Source organism: Pseudomonas sp. HR96, from assembly GCF_034059295.1.
Lineage (GTDB): Bacteria > Pseudomonadota > Gammaproteobacteria > Pseudomonadales > Pseudomonadaceae > Aquipseudomonas.
Genome location: NZ_CP139141.1, coordinates 1,703,807 through 1,718,687, shown reverse-complemented (window position 1 = coordinate 1,718,687; position 14,881 = coordinate 1,703,807). Strand labels below are relative to the sequence as shown.

Below are 14,881 nucleotides of genomic sequence, written 5' to 3'. Positions count from 1 at the left end.
CTTTTTTCTGAAGGTTGCCATCAAACCGTTGACCGACGAGCTGTGCAGCACTTGCTCATTTCTCTCACACCCTAGTTATCCGCCCTGCCGGATTTTTCTTTAGGGTGGGGTATCAAAAAAGATGTAAATGTGGCGCCAATAAAAAACCCGGCAGGGTGGCCGGGTTCATTCACTGCAAGATTTGTGTCAGTCGCGCTGCAATATCGCCGAGCCCCACGACAGCCCCACGCCGAAGCCGCTGATGGCTACACGCTTCCAGCTGGCGTCGAGCAGGTGTTTTTCCAGCAGCAGTGGAATGCTCGACGACACCGTGTTGCCGGTCTCGACCATGTCCTTGACGAACTTTTCCGGGTGCTCCTCGAAGCGCCGCGCCACGGCGTCGACGATGGCGGCACTGCCCTGGTGAATGCAGTAGGCGTCGATGTCGTCGCTGGTCAGGCCGGACTCGTCGAGCAGCTCGTGCAGGTGCGCCGGCACTTTCAGCGAGGCGAAGTTGAAGACCTGGCGGCCATTCATGAAGAACACGCCATTGGTGACCTTCAGGTGCGGCGCGCCGGACCCGTCGGTGCCGAACTTGGCCTTGCCCAGCTGCCAGGCAGCGCCCTCGCCCATCCAGGTCACCGTGGCAGCGTCGCCGAACAGCATGGTGGTGTTGCGGTCTTCAGGGTCGACGATCTTCGAATAGGGGTCGGCGGTGATCAGCAGGCCGTTCTTCAGGCCGGCGGCTTCCATGAAGCCTTTCATCGCGTAGATGCCGTAGACGTAGCCCGAGCAGCCCAGGGAGATGTCGAACGCGGCCACGTGGGTCGGCAGGCCGAGCTTGTCCTGGACAATGGCAGCGGTGTGCGGCAGGCCTTCTTCGTCGCCGTTCTGGGTGACGACGATCAGGGCATCGATGGAATCGCGGGCCAGCTGCGGGTTGCTGGCGAACAACGCGTTGACGGCCTCGACGCACAGGTCGGAGGTTTCCTGCTCGGCATCCTTGCGCGGCAGGAACGCCGAGCCGATCTTGCCGAGAATGAAGTCCTCGTCCTTGGCGAATTTCGCACCCTGCGCGTAGTTGTCCACGCCGGCGGCGGGCACATAGCTCGCGATGCTTTTTATGCCAATCATTGGTGGCTTCCCAAGACAGAAGTATACAAATACGGGATTTTGCGCCGCAGAACACCGGGCTGAAAAGCCCTGTGAGCGGTTTGGCGGCTAACACAATACAGTGAAGATGCGCGTTTTGACCGTGGGGTCACAGCATTTTGTGACAATGTCATGCGCGGAGGGAAGGATTTTGCGGAATAACACTGGAGCGGGCAGCGCTCCCCGAGAGGCCAGAGGCCGGTGTGATCTTGCTGAAGATCACACCGGCCTCTGGCCTCTCGGGGGCTCTGCCCCCTCCCCCATCAAGCTCGACATTGGTGGAGCCGATCACCCCAGCTTGCTGAACAGGCTCAGCTGGGAGATCTTCGCGAACGCCAGTTGCGAGGCTTGGAGCATGGTCTGTTGCAGGCTCAAGGTGACCGATGCAGTGGCCATATCGGTGTCGCCAATGGCTTGCTGGGTGCTTTTGTTGGCCAGCGAAATGCTCGAATTTTCGGCGCTCTGGATGTCCAGCGAGTTGCCCCGGGCGCCAATGGCGCCACGGGTGGTGTCGATGGTCACGCTGGCACTCTTGAGGTTGTTGATCGCCGAACTGACGGCATTCTTCAAGGCCAGCTTGGAGCCGGCGTCAGCCGTGACCGGCGTCGATAGCGCGGCCTTGAGCTGATGGATGGTGTCCAGCACGTTCTGCGTCTTGTGGCTGTCGGCAGAAATGGTGAAGGAATCACCGTTGGCCGGGGTGCCGCTCAAGTTGAAGGTCACGCCTGCCGCCGTCACGCTGCTGCCGCTCACCGCTCCCGTGGCAATGGCTTTGCTGTCGGGGCCATAAGGCTGGGCGTAGACAGCATAGGTGCTGGAGGGGCTGGTACCGCTGAACTTGACCACCGCACCATTGGCCGGAAAGGTACTGTTGTAGCTCGCCGCACTGGTCACCGAGGCCGAAGATATCTGCGCAGTGGAGGTGTTGTTCGGATTGCGATTGGCGGAAATGGTGTCCGGGGTGCTACCCAGCGTGAACGTATGGCCGGCAATCACCGAGTCGGCGGTCACGGAGGAATCGCTGCTCTTGAAATTGACGTTGATATTGAAGTCGACGCCGCGCAGGGTGACCGTGGCGCCATCGGTGTTGTTCGGGTCCAGGGTGCCGTTGGCAGCCGTTTCCGCGGTCACATCGTTACCCGAGGCATCGGTCAGCTTGTACTGGGTACTGCTGACGAAGGACAGCGTGTAGGGCTGGCCACTGACGAAGGCATTGGTGTAGCTGGCCTGCGAGCTCATGTTGCCCGCCGAGACGTTGACGCGGCCGTCATCGGTGGCAGGCGCGGTCATGCTCGAGTAGGTGCGGCTGGTGTTGACCGCCTGCTCGAACGTGCTGAAACCTGTGTCGTTGGTGGCGATACTGAGGGTGTCGGAAACCTGCAGGCTCAATTGAGTCTGGTCGCCCTGATAAGCGTAACTGCCGTCGGAGTTCTGCACATAAGGCGGCGTGTTGGTCTGCGAACCGGAGAACATGTAATTGCCACTGGTGTCCTTGGAGTTCATCAAGGCGAACACGTTTTTCTCGATTTCACCCAGCTGATTGGCAATCGAAGTACGGTCGTCATCGCTCAGGCCGCCGTTACCTGCCTGCACCGCGAGTTCCTGAGCGCTCTGCAGCGCGGTGTTGATGCTGTCCAGCACGCTCTCGGACTGATTCAGCGAATTAGTCACCGTGGTGATGTTGCCGTTGTATTGATCGAGCATCGAACTCTGCTGCTGCAACTGCAGCAACTTGGCCGCGCCCACCGGGTCATCGGCAGCCGTCTGGATGCGCGAGCCGGAGCTGATCTGCTCCTGGGTCTTGGCGGTATCGGAAAAACTCTTCGAGTAGTTGGCCGCGCTGGTCTCGAAATACTGAGAAGTTGAAATACGCATGATTCAGTACTCCTTAGAGTGCGTTGAGCAAGGTGGTGAAAATGTCTTGGGCGGTCTTGATGATCTGCGAAGACGCCGTGTAGTACTGCTGGAATTTGACCAGGTTGGCGGCTTCGTCATCGAGGTTGACGCCCGATACCGAGTCGCGGTTGGCCTTGGCCTGGGTCAGCACGGCGGCAGTCGCCGTCGTGTCGACGGTAGCCTGGCTGGCTTTGGCGCCGACGTTGGACACCAGCGATGAATAGGCAGTCGACATACTCATCCCGGCATTGCCGGAATTGATCCCGACCGTCGCCTTGGTCTGCAGCGCCAGCAACGAGGTGGCATTGCGGTTGTCGGACTTGCCGGCACTGTTGAACGCCACGCTGTAGCTGTCGCCACTGGCAGCGGTACCGCTGACGGTGGCCTGAAAGCTGAACGTCTTCTGGGTACCGGTCGAATCGTTGATTGCCGCGCCGCTGGCATCGACCATCGGCACACTGATGCTCAAGGTGTTGGCCTGGCCGGGCACCACGGTGCCGGTACCAATACTCACGCCCTTGGAGTTGAACACGGTGTAGCCCTGGCTGCCGCCGCTCACCGAACCGAACACCAGCTTGACCGGCGTGGAGTTGGCGATCCCGGTCTGCAGGTCGGACTGGCCCGAGGCATCGTAGATGTCGACGGTGTTGGTCAGGGTCGGCTGGGTGATGCTGCTGGTGCCGGTGTTGCCGCTGGCGGCGGTACCGGTCAGCGGCGCGGCGAATGCCAGCTTGTTGGCATCGGTCATGGTGGTGCTGATGTCTGCAGCGCCGCTGCGGGTCGGCATGACCTTGAAGCTGTCGCCAGCGCTCGGCGAGCCGCCATTGAGCGCCAGGGTGAAGCCATCGATCACCGGTGCCGGCGTGGTACTCAGGTCATAGCTGCCCATTGCCGTGCCGTCCGACCGCGTCACGCTGTAGGCGGTGGCGCTGGTGAACTTGACGGTGTAATCCGAGGTGGTCAGCTCGCTCGAGTCGCTGATAGCGACGTTCAGCGAACCGGAGCCGGCACTGTTGCCGCTGGCGGCGATGCTGCGGTTGGCTTGAGCCGTGGCACTGTTGACGCTGGCGAACACCGAGCCGCCGAACTGGCCGTTGAGGTCGACGCCCTGGGCCAGCTGTGTGTTGATCGTATCCGAGGCAACGATAGCGGTACGGCCCAGCTCGTTCATGGCCGGGTTCAATACGTCGGTGCGAAACCGCAGCAGGCCGCCGATTTCACCACCGGTGGTGACCGAGGTGACATCGGAGCTGAAGCCCTGATAGTTGACCGTCAGCGAGTACTGCGATTTGTCGGCGGTGCTCGGCGCTGCCGTAAGCGTATTGGCGGTGGTGCCATTGACCAGCGACTGACCGGAGCCCAAGTAGATGTCGTAGTTTCCGTCGCGCTGCTGCACGGTCACGCCGACCAGCTCGTTGAGCGAGCGAACCGCCTCATTGCGCGCATCGAGCAGTGAATTGGGGGTGCTGCTGCTGGTGCTCATCGCGCTGATCTGCTTGTTCAGATCGGCGATTGACGAGGTCAACTTGTTGACCTGGGTCGAGAGGGTGCTCAGCGACGAATTGATCCCGTCGTTCTGCTGGCTCAACTGGCTGGAGATCTGGTTGAAGCGATTGCTCAAGGTCGAGGTCTGGGTCAGCAGCGCCTGCCGGGCCGACACGTCGTTGGGGCTGGCCGATGCGGTCTGCACAGCGGCGAAGAAGCTGCTCAGCACCGAGCCGATGCCGGTGCTGCTGTCCGACAGCAATGTGTCCACGGAGCTCGCCTGGGTGCCGTAGGCGGTCGCATCCGAGGCCAGCGCGGTGCTGGTCTGCAGCTGCGTGTCCATGAACGAGTTGTAGATGCGGCGCACGTCGGAGATGGTCGTGCCGGTGCCCAGGTAACCCACACCAATGTTCTGCAGGGCGCTGGAAGTGGTGGAAACCGACTCGCGCGAATAGCCCGCAGTGGACACGTTGGTGATGTTGTTACCGGTAGTGGACAACGCCGCCTGGCTGGCGGCGAGGCCGGAGAGACCGATCGAGATCAGATTCGACATGCTTCAAGCCTTATAAACTGGTGGTTGAGCCGCTGGTGCTGGCGTAGTTCTGATACGCCTGCATTTGCTTGGCGATCGACGCAATCTTGGTGGCGTAATTCGGGTCGGTGGCATAACCGGCCTTCTGCAACTCTTTTACGAACTGTTCCGGGTTATCGGCCGCTTTCACCACATCTTGATAGCGGTCGTTGTTCTGCAAGGTGCTGACCAGGTCGTGGAAGCTGTCGGCGTACGAGTCGTACGAACGGAAGCTCGCCGTTTCCTTGACCATCTGGCCACCGCGGAACTCGCTGGTGATGGCCCGTGCCTGGTCGCCCTGCCAGCTGTTGCCGGCCTTGATGCCGAACAGGTTGTGGCTGCTGCCGCCCGCGTTCGAACGCATCACCGACTTGCCCCAACCGGTTTCCAGAGCGGCCTGGGCCACCAGAATCTTCGGATCGACGCCAATGCGCGCGGCGGCTTCCTGGGCCATCGGCATCATGGTGGCGACGAACTCGTCGTGGCTGGCGAAGCTGGTCTTGCTCGGCGCGAACGGAATCTGCGCCACGCTCTGGGTGGTCGCGACGCTGCCGTCGTCTTCCAGGCGGGTGCGGTCGGCCGCGCTCATGGCGTGGGTCTGGAAGCCGCTGTCCTGGCTGGCATCGCTGGCGTTCGAGCTGTCCACGGAAGCGACGATCGCCGAGACCGCTGCGGTGTCCGCCGTGACGGCCTTGGTGGTCGCGGCAGCGGTAGTGGCTGCGCTGGTGCCGCTGCCCGGCACGATGCCGGCCAACAGACGGTCGGACAGCTTGCTCGGCAGCGACAGGCGGCGCTGGTTGAGCAGCGCCATGTCGTTGCGCACGATGCCGGTCTTGGCCGCGTCGCCGGCAAAGGTCAGCTTCTTGTTGGCGGTGCTCGCCAGGCTGTTGACCAGTTTGCCGGAGGCATCGGTGCCCGCTGCGGCAGTGCCGCTGCTGGTGCCCAGGGCGGTATTGACCTGGGCGAACGGATTGCCGCCCGGGCGCGAAGTCGACTTGCTCTTGGACAGTTGGCGCATCAGCACGTCCTGCAGGCCGATGCCGCCGCTGCGCGACAGGTTCACCGCCATCTGCTGGTCGTACATCGACTGATACTGCTTGGCCTCTTCGGTGTTGAGTGGATCGTCCTTGGCCAGCACATCGTTGGCCGAACGCATCGACTTGAGCATCTCGCCCATGAACAGCGATTCAAACTCCGAAGCCACCTTGCGCAGGTTGGCATCGCTGGTCGTGTTACCGGTTTTCAGGGCCGCCAGGCGGTTCAGGTCGGTATAGGCACCCGAGTCGCTCTGGGTCGAAACTCCACTCTTCATTTCCATGGTCAGCTACCTCAAATCACGATCAGGTCGGCCTGCAGGGCGCCGGCCTGTTTCAACGCTTCGAGAATGGCCATCAGGTCTCCCGGTGCTGCGCCAACCTGGTTGACTGCACGGACGATCTCGTCAAGCGTCGTGCCCGGGCCAAACTTGAACATCGGTTTGGCTTCCTGCTGGGCACTGATCTTGGAACGAGGGACCACCGCGGTCTGGCCACCGGACAAGGCACCCGGCTGGCTGACGATCGGGTCTTCGGTGATGGTCACCGTGAGACTGCCGTGGGTCACTGCCGCTGGCGAAACCTTGACGTTCTGGCCGATCACGATGGTGCCTGTCCGCGAGTTGATAATGACCTTGGCAACGGCTTGGCCCGGGTCTATCTCAAGGTTTTCAAGCACCGACAGGTAATCTACCCGCTGGTTCGGATCGATCGGCGCGGTCACTCGTACCGAGCCGCCGTCAATAGCTTGTGCAACTCCTGGGCCAAGCAGCTCGTTGATCTTGTCGACGATGTGTTTGGCGGTGGTGAAGTCCGAACGGTTGAGGTTCAGGGTCAGGCTGTCGCCCTGGTTGAAACCGCTCGGTACCGTACGCTCGACGCTGGCGCCACCGGGAATGCGGCCGGCCGACGGAACGTTGACGGTAATCTTCGAGCCGTCGCGGCCTTCGGCGTCAAAACCACCGACGACCAGGTTGCCCTGGGCGATGGCGTAGACGTTGCCGTCGATACCCTTGAGCGGGGTCATCAGCAGGCTGCCGCCGCGCAGGCTCTTGGAGTTGCCGATGGACGACACGGTAATGTCGATCTGCTGACCGGGCTTGGCGAACGCTGGCAGGTCGGCATGCACCGACACAGCGGCAACGTTTTTCAGCTGCACGTTGCCGCCTACCGGCACCTTTATGCCGAACTGCGCCAACATGTTGTTGAAGGTCTGCAGGGTGAACGGGGTCTGGGTGGTCTGGTCACCGGTGCCGCTCAAGCCCACCACCAGGCCGTAGCCGATCAGCTGGTTGGTGCGCACGCCTGAAATGCTGGCGATGTCCTTGAGCCGTTCAGCCTGCGCTCCCAGCGCAGTGGTCAACAGGAACACAGCAGCAATCAGGTGTTTGAACTTGAGCATGTTGGCGCGCACTCAGAAGGGGAAGTATGGGCTTGAGAAGAAGCGATCAAGCCAACCTGGCTGACTGGCCTCGGCGAACGAACCGGTGCCCGAGTACGTGATCCGGGCATCAGCTACGCGGGTCGACGACACAGTATTGTCAGTTGCAATGTCATCTGCACGAATCAGGCCAGCAATGCGCACAACTTCCTGACCGGTATTGAGGGTCAGCCATTTCTCGCCGCGTACCGAGACGATGCCGTTGGGCAGCACGTCGGCCACGGTCACGGTGATCGAACCGGTCAGGCTGTTGCCCTGGTCGGCCTTGGCGGTGCCGTTGGTGGTACGAGTGCCGCTGTAGCCGGCGTTCAGGCTCAGGTCACCGCCACCCAGCGGGTTGTTGGTGGAGGGCGTGGTACCGAACAGCGAGGTCAGGCCGATGGAGTTGGTGCTGGCCTTGCCCACCTTGGAGTCGGCGCTCTTGCTCGCCGAGGTCTTCTCGGCGAGGGTCACGGTGATGATGTCACCGACGCGGAACGCCTTGCGGTCGCTGTACAGGCCCTGTTCGAAGCCGGCCTGGTAGATCGAACCGTTGTTCGAGGCGGCCGGCAGCGGCGTGCGTGGCAACACCGGCGAGAAGTAGGCGTCATTGGGCTTGGGCGGCGGGGCAACGCAGCCGGCCAGCAAGGCGATCCCACTCAAGGCGAGTACATTCAAGACACGACTCATGACACAAACCTCTCGGTGTAACAGGGCAGCGGACAGTAGATTGAAAAGAACGGTCAAGCTTTGACGATCACGCTTACAGGTTCTGCGTCAGGTTCTGCAGCATCTGGTCGGCGGTGGAGATGACCTTGGAGTTCATCTCGTAGGCACGCTGGGTGGTGATCATGTTCACCAGCTCGTTCACCGTGCTGACGTTGGAGTTCTCCAGGGTGTTCTGCTGGATGGTGCCCAGGCCGGTCAGGCCAGGGGTGCCGACCTGCGGAGCGCCCGACGAAGCGGTTTCCAGGAACAGGTTGCCACCGGTAGCCTGCAGGCCGCCCGGGTTGATGAAGTCGGCGGTCTGGATGTTGCCGATCACCTGCGCGGCGGCGCTGGCGGCGGTGGTCACCGAGACGGTGCCGTCGGTGCCGACGGTGAAGGTCTGGGCATCGGTCGGTACCACGATCGCCGGCTGCAGGGCAGCGCCGTTGGCGGTCACGATCTGGCCGTTGGAGTCCAGGTGGAAGGTACCGTCACGGGTGTAGGCGGTGGTGCCGTCCGGTTGCAGAACCTGGAAGAAACCGTGGCCGTTGACCGCCAGGTCCAGCGGCTGGTCGGTGGTCTGCAGGCTGCCGGCGGTGAAGTTCTTCTGGGTGCCGACGATGCGCACACCGGTACCCAGTTGCAGGCCGGATGGCAATGCGCTGTCCTGAGTGGACTGGGCGCCAGGCTGACGCTTGATCTGGTACAGCAGGTCCTGGAACTCGGCACGGTCGCTCTTGAAACCGGTGGTCGAGGCGTTGGCCAGGTTGTTGGAAATGGTGGTCAGGTTCATGTCCTGAGCCTGCATACCGGTCTTGGCAACGTAGAGTGCTGGAATCATCTGAGTATCTCCTCGGGCGCCTGCTTTACGGCGCGACTGAACGGGTTATTAGCTGTTTTGCAAGACGCGGGCCATGGACTCGTCGTCTTCCTTGGCAGTCGTCATCATTTTGATGTGCAGCTCGAATTGCTTGGACAAGGACAGCACCGAGGTCATTTCTGCTACTGCGTTGACGTTGCTGGCTTCCAGGAAACCAGAGTCCACCTTGACGTTGGCGTCTGCGGTGGCGGGCTGGCCGCTGGTGGTGTGAATCAGGCCGTCAGTGCCTTTGGTCAGGCTGCTGACCGGCGGGTTGACCAGCTTGATGCGGTCGACCTGGGCCACCGCGTTCGGCGTTTCGCCCATGCCGCGAATACTGATGGTGCCGTCGGAGCCGACTTCGATCTTCTCGTCTGGCGGAATCGCGATCGGCCCGGAATTGCCCATGATCGGCAAGCCGTTGCCGGCGCGCAGGATGCCCTGGGCATCGACGTTCATGCTGGCGGTACGCACGTAGGCTTCTTTGCCGTCCGGGGTCTGCACGGCGATGAAACCGTCGCCGCCGACGGCGACGTCCAGGTCCCGGCCCGTTGCTTGCATCGCACCGGCGGAGAAGTCGGTCGCAGGCCGCTCGGTCATGGCATAGGCACGCGAGGCGAAGGTATCGCCGAACACCGATTGCGAGCGCGCCTGCTCCAGGTCAGCCTGAAAGCCGGTGGTGCTGACGTTGGCCATGTTGTTGGCGTGAGCCTTCTGGGCCAGGGCATTCTGGCTTGCACCGCTCATTGCCACATAAAGCATCTTGTCCACAGTGATCCTCCGCTGACGGGCGACTGCCGTCTGATCTGTACTGACAGGACATAGAGCAATTAGTGGGCCAATCTTGAAAAGTCCGCTGCAGCCCTTGTATCTCGGGGGTTACAGAGAACTACAGAGCAGACGTCAAAACAGGAGCGCCGTTAATGTGGCGCGAGATGGCCGGTCGGTGGCAAGGCAGGCGGCAAGCGGCAAGCGGCGGTTTGCCGGTATGACCGGGGATAAGATCAAACCGGCCTGGCGGCCTCTCGGGGGCTATGCCCCCTCCCACATGCAAGCTTCAGCACATTCCCCATGTGGGAGGGGGCGCAGCCCCCGAGAGGCCGCCAGGCCGGTTTGATTTGCCTCCTGTCGTCAGCCCAACCACGCCTCGCGCCATTGCGCCAACCCGCGTTCATCGAGCATCCAGTCGCGACGCACCACCTCACGCAACTCGTCCCCGCGCCGCGCGCTGGCGTCGAGGTCGGCCAGGTGCGCGCGGATCGCGTCCAACCAGTCCTTGTAGCGGTTGCGCACCAGCGCCACGGGCAGGCCGCCGCGATAGGGGGCGATGTCGCTGCAGATCACCGGGTAGCCGCAGATGCCGTATTCCAGTACCCGCAGGTTGCTCTTGCATTCATTGAACAGGTTCTGCTCCAGCGGCGCCAAGGCCAGATCCAGTTCCAGCGAGGCCATCTTCTGCGGATACAGGCTGAGGTCCACGCCGGGATGAAAGAAGGTCGCATAAGGCTGCAGGGCCGCCGGTATGCCGCCGAGGAAAACCCACTCCACCTCCCCCGCCAAGCCCTTGACCAGATCGAAGATCAGCGCCAGGTCGCCGTCATGGCCGGTGCCTCCGACCCAGCCAACCCGAGGCTTGCCCCCTGCCCTGCGACGGCTCGCCGGCAGGTTGCCCCAGGCGGCCGGATCCAGCCGATTGGGCACCACGCGGATGTCCGGGTGCATGCCCTTGAACGCCTGCGCCAGCGGCTCGGTGGAGACCACGAAGCGGTCGACGCAGTCCAGCCCGCGGCGAATCGTGCGCAGTACGTCCTTGCCGAAGTTGCCGCGGTGCACGCTCTTGAGCGGCAGGTTCGGCAGGTAGTCGTCCAGCTCGAAGACTTTGAACGCCTTGGACCAGGCCTTCATGTCCTGCAGCAACGGCAACTGCCCCTCGGTGACCGGGCGCTGCAGGATGATCGAGTCGGGCGTATACCGGGCCAGGTCCGCTGGCTGCATCAAGGCGCCACAGAGCATGCCCTCGACCTTGCCAGCGGCCTTCAAGGCATTGAACGGCTGGATGATGCGGTAGTGCCCTGCCCCGTAGGGGTCGGCCGGGATGGCCATGACCACCGGCAGCGGCCGCCAGCCCAATGGCCGCCAGTTGATGCGGGCGTCCACCAGGTCGAAGCTGCTGCGCTCGTGCAAGGCGAAGTTGAGGTTGTAGGCCGGGTCGCGCGCCAGCAACGGCAGCCAGCGCTCGAACATGGCCCGCTGCGCCGAAGCGCTGTAGTGCAGCGGCGGCTCGCCGTCGAGCAACACCGCACGCGGCGTCCACACCGTGAGATAACCCAGGGCGGCGATGCGCAGGCAGAGGTCGACGTCGGCACCCTGCTCGATGAACGTCAGTGCATCGAACCCGCCGACCTCATCGAACACCGACTTGCGCACCATCAGGCACAGGTCCGCCACGGCGCTGTAGTTCTGCTCCACCTGCAGGCGCCCCAGGTAGCCGGCCGCGTCCAGCGGTTCGCCGTCGAAGGCGCTCGCGGCGACGCCGTTGAGCCCGAGGATCAACCCGGCATGGGTCACCCGGCCTTCGCCGGTGACGGTCTTGGCGCCGACGACCGCCACCTCCTGACGCAGCGCGTGGTTGAGCAGTTCATCCAGCCACTGCGGCTGCACGAAAGCCACGCCCGCGCGCACGAACAGCAGGTACTCACCCTCGGCCTGGGCAGCACCGAGGTTCATCGCCGCGCTGTCCGCCAGACGCTTGGCGGCGCTGACCACGCGAATACGCCCGGGCGCCATTTTTTCCATCGCCTGCAGCCAGCTGCGGCTGGCCGGCAAACGACTGCCGTTGTCGACGATCAGCAGTTCGTAGCGCGCATAGGTGGTGTGCTCGAACAGGCTCATGACGCAGCGCTGCACGCTGGCGACGTCGTCGTGCATGACCACTACCACCGACACCAGTGGCTGCCAGACATGCCCATAATCGATCTGATACTGACCCGGCACGGCGCTCTTGATCACCGGGTGCTCGTAGCCGCGTAGACGCAAGTGCTCCTCGATGGCCGCGCGCTGGGCAGGGTTGTCGCGCAGCGCAGGCGCCTCGGCAATCACCCAGGGCTCGTGGACGTGACCGAAGCCGACCATGCCACCCTGGCTGATCAGGCGCAGGATCAGCTCGAACTCCAGCGCCTGAGCGAAGGCCGGATCGAAGCCACCTGCGGCCAGCAGGACGTCCCGGCGAAACAGCCAATGGCGCTCCATGGCCAGCGGAAAGCTGAGCAGGTAATCGAGATTGAAGTCCGGACGCATGCCAGTGGTCAGGCTGCCATCCGGCTTGCGCAACAAGGCATCGCCATACACCGCACGGATGTCCGGGCCACCCAGCAATTCCAGGCCGGTGACGGTCAGGCCACCTTCGGTGAACTCGTCGCCGGCCTCAGCCAGCATCACCCAGGCGGCGTCGCTCTGCTCGATCATCGGGTTGATGAAGTGGATGTCGTTGAGCACCAGCGCCTGGATTGCCGGATAGTGAGTCTTCAGCCGGTCGATGCTGTGCAGCGTGCGTTTGAGCCGGGCGCGGTCACCGCTGGGGTCGAGGACGATGATCTCGATCAAGGGCGCGGGGCCGGCGTCGGCGAGGTGCTGGGTGATGAAGCGCTGCTGGACCGGGCTGGGGGTGCGGTGGGCGATCCAGCGCTCGGTGACCTCGGTCGCCTGGCGCGCCGCGAAAGCCTGGCCCATCAAGGCCAGCAAGTCGACCCGCTCCACCGCCTGCGGTTGACTCAGGGGCGCCACCGTGATCAGGCGGGGCAGCTCGGCCGGCACGTACCAGCCGAGCTCGTGGATCGAGCGACGGAAATCCTCGTGACCGCGATCGCCGATGCCGACCATTTCCCGGCCGCTCTGGCTGAATTGCAGCGCGGAGACCCGGAAGCGGCAAAGCGGTCGCTGCAGAAACGCCAGGTCGCCGCCCTGCAGGATCTTCACCGCCAGCGCCAGGTCGCCCACCCAGTAGATCACGCAGCCGTTGAGCGCAGTCAGGTCGTGCTCGTTGTACACCAGCAGGTCTTCACGGCGACACATGTAGCAGCTCGGTTCGCCGATGAAGTTCAGGGTGTTGTCGACCAGAAAGGAGGTCAGCTCGGCGCCGTTGAGGATGACATCGGTCGGGAACGCAAAGGCTGTCTGGAAGATGTCCGGCAGCACGTCGCCCTGCTCATCGATACGCAGGCGCCGCGACGAGGCCAGGGCCACCTGCGGGTTGGCCTCCATGGCCCGCACCAGCTCGGCGATGCAGTCCGGCTCGAGCAGGTCGTCGTCATGCAGAAACTTCAGGTACTTGCCGCGCGCCTCGTGGATGCAGTCCACCGCGTTGGGCGTTTCACCGCGCTGGATCGGGTTGCGGTAGTAGCGGATCTCGAAGGGTGACTGCGGCTGCAAGGCTTCGACGGCCAGGCCGACGTCCAAAGTCGGGCAGTCGTCGCGGACCACGATCTCGATGTGCGGGTAGGTCTGCGCACAGGCGCTGGCCAGGGCCTGATGAAAAAACTCGGCCTTGTACGCCGGGATGACGATGCTGACCAGCGGGCCGGTTTCGAGAGTCTCGGTCATTGCTCGGTGGTTCCCTTGAGGTGGTTCATGTACCAGATGCCCATGGCGGCGAGATGGTTTTCCTGCGAGCCCAGGACCCCAACGGTGTCGGCCGACTCCAAGGCCTCCTGCAACTGCACCAATAGCACGGCGTCTTCTTGAATGACGTTCATTTCTGCGTGGTGCATGCCCCATAGCAAATGTGGGGCGAAGGCTGCATCTGGCTTGAGGCGTGCAGTGAAAACCCAGGAGTGCACATCGGTCGTATTGGGCGATGCGGGACACAATTGCTGTACGTAGAAGGTTTCGCCGTTGAGCGAGCCAATGTTCAAATTAGGGAATAGATGGAGATTGAGAAAAGCCCCCGGATCGGCCGTATGCTCGATCAACGAGGAGAACCAACGAGGTTCGTACGGCAACTGGGCTTGGATAACGCGCGATATGTCGCGCAGGTTCAGCTGGTTCAGATCCTGGTGCCCCGACGGCATCTGCACTTCACCAAGCTCGCCCTCAGGGCCGAACCAATGGGACCGCTGTGAGTTCGGCCGCTTGAGTGCGCCCGATGGCTCATATTCGAGCAACGCGGCAAAACTATTGGGATGAATAAACTGGAAGTGATTCCAGTCCAGAATATTTTCGAAATTCAGCTTCCAGTTGAAGCGCTTCTCGAAATGGGTATAGGAGGCTTGCGGGGCGGCATTGGCGGATATCGCTAGCAGCGCGCGCTGAACTGCCTCGTCATACTGATCGTCGATATTGATCGGCTCGGCGCTGAGGTTGACGAACACAAAGATGCCGATTTTGACCACTGCAAATCCCTGCAGCCGTAACTCATCCTTCTCGGCCTGGCACATGCCGTACAAAGTGCCGTTGGGCACGCCGCGCAAGGCGCCCTCGCCGTCATAACCCCAGCCGTGGTACGGGCAGATCATCTTGCGTGTACCACAGGGCTCGGTCTGAATCGGCATGCCGCGATGGGCGCAAGCATTGCGAAACGCCCTGATCTGACCCTTGCAGTTCTGGACAAGCACTGGCATGCCATTCAAGCGCCGGGTAATAAAGCTATTGTCTACCGACAGTTGATAAGTGAAGCCGGCGAACAACCATAGCTGCCCAAACAACTTCTCGCGCTCCAGGTCGAACCAGGACTGCTCGGTATAGCAGGCCGGCGGCAATACGGTCTTGAGCATGCGGCTCCC

General features: G+C 62.6%; 9 protein-coding genes and 2 pseudogenes. All 11 read right to left on the bottom strand.

Features of this window, described 5'->3' with window-relative positions:
- Positions 1 to 186 precede the first annotated feature (186 nt).
- Positions 187 to 1,113, bottom strand: coding sequence for a ketoacyl-ACP synthase III (locus SFA35_RS08075; RefSeq protein ID WP_320577039.1), 927 nt, complete (start codon positions 1,111 to 1,113; stop codon positions 187 to 189).
- 306 nt (positions 1,114 to 1,419) lie between these two features.
- Positions 1,420 to 3,006 carry a flagellar hook-associated protein 3 gene (locus SFA35_RS08070; RefSeq protein WP_320577037.1) on the bottom strand — a complete coding sequence of 529 codons (1,587 nt, stop codon included), beginning with the start codon at positions 3,004 to 3,006 and terminating at the stop codon, positions 1,420 to 1,422.
- Positions 3,007 to 3,019: 13 nt separating this feature from the next.
- On the bottom strand, positions 3,020 to 5,065 hold the full coding sequence (flgK, locus tag SFA35_RS08065) for a flagellar hook-associated protein FlgK (RefSeq protein WP_320577035.1): 2,046 nt from the start codon (positions 5,063 to 5,065) through the stop codon (positions 3,020 to 3,022).
- A 10-nt stretch (positions 5,066 to 5,075) separates the two neighbouring features.
- Positions 5,076 to 5,903 (bottom strand): annotated as a pseudogene (gene flgJ / locus SFA35_RS26675) (flagellar assembly peptidoglycan hydrolase FlgJ); the annotation flags it as partial.
- A gap of 249 nt (positions 5,904 to 6,152) precedes the next feature.
- Positions 6,153 to 6,239, bottom strand: a pseudogene (locus SFA35_RS26670) (rod-binding protein); the annotation flags it as partial.
- A gap of 173 nt (positions 6,240 to 6,412) precedes the next feature.
- Complete coding sequence (locus SFA35_RS08055) at positions 6,413 to 7,519, bottom strand: flagellar basal body P-ring protein FlgI (RefSeq protein WP_320577031.1); 1,107 nt, start codon at positions 7,517 to 7,519, stop codon at positions 6,413 to 6,415.
- 12 nt (positions 7,520 to 7,531) lie between these two features.
- The gene (gene flgH, locus SFA35_RS08050) at positions 7,532 to 8,227 is read right to left on the bottom strand and encodes a flagellar basal body L-ring protein FlgH (protein ID WP_320577029.1); all 696 of its coding nucleotides are present in this window, start codon (positions 8,225 to 8,227) and stop codon (positions 7,532 to 7,534) included.
- 73 nt (positions 8,228 to 8,300) lie between these two features.
- Complete coding sequence (gene flgG / locus SFA35_RS08045) at positions 8,301 to 9,086, bottom strand: flagellar basal-body rod protein FlgG (protein WP_320577026.1); 786 nt, start codon at positions 9,084 to 9,086, stop codon at positions 8,301 to 8,303.
- Between the two features lie 48 nt (positions 9,087 to 9,134).
- Positions 9,135 to 9,875: a flagellar basal body rod protein FlgF gene (locus SFA35_RS08040; RefSeq protein WP_320577024.1), complete on the bottom strand. Its 741-nt coding sequence runs from the start codon at positions 9,873 to 9,875 to the stop codon at positions 9,135 to 9,137.
- Positions 9,876 to 10,235: 360 nt separating this feature from the next.
- On the bottom strand, positions 10,236 to 13,703 hold the full coding sequence (locus SFA35_RS08035) for a glycosyltransferase (protein ID WP_320577021.1): 3,468 nt from the start codon (positions 13,701 to 13,703) through the stop codon (positions 10,236 to 10,238).
- Positions 13,700 to 14,872, bottom strand: a complete 1,173-nt coding sequence (locus tag SFA35_RS08030) for an aromatic ring-hydroxylating oxygenase subunit alpha (RefSeq protein ID WP_320577020.1) — start codon at positions 14,870 to 14,872, stop codon at positions 13,700 to 13,702. The genes SFA35_RS08035 and SFA35_RS08030 overlap by 4 nt, the downstream gene beginning before the upstream one ends.
- Between the last annotated feature and the right edge of the window lie 9 nt (positions 14,873 to 14,881).

Coding starts and splice junctions, on each gene's coding strand:
- SFA35_RS08075 (WP_320577039.1), bottom strand. CDS start 1,113: ATGATTGGCATAAAAAGCATCGCGAGCTATGTGCCCGCCGCCGGCGTG.
- SFA35_RS08070 (WP_320577037.1), bottom strand. CDS start 3,006: ATGCGTATTTCAACTTCTCAGTATTTCGAGACCAGCGCGGCCAACTAC.
- SFA35_RS08055 (WP_320577031.1), bottom strand. CDS start 7,519: ATGCTCAAGTTCAAACACCTGATTGCTGCTGTGTTCCTGTTGACCACT.
- SFA35_RS08030 (WP_320577020.1), bottom strand. CDS start 14,872: ATGCTCAAGACCGTATTGCCGCCGGCCTGCTATACCGAGCAGTCCTGG.
- flgH (WP_320577029.1), bottom strand. CDS start 8,227: ATGAGTCGTGTCTTGAATGTACTCGCCTTGAGTGGGATCGCCTTGCTG.
- SFA35_RS08035 (WP_320577021.1), bottom strand. CDS start 13,703: ATGACCGAGACTCTCGAAACCGGCCCGCTGGTCAGCATCGTCATCCCG.
- flgG (WP_320577026.1), bottom strand. CDS start 9,086: ATGATTCCAGCACTCTACGTTGCCAAGACCGGTATGCAGGCTCAGGAC.
- flgK (WP_320577035.1), bottom strand. CDS start 5,065: ATGTCGAATCTGATCTCGATCGGTCTCTCCGGCCTCGCCGCCAGCCAG.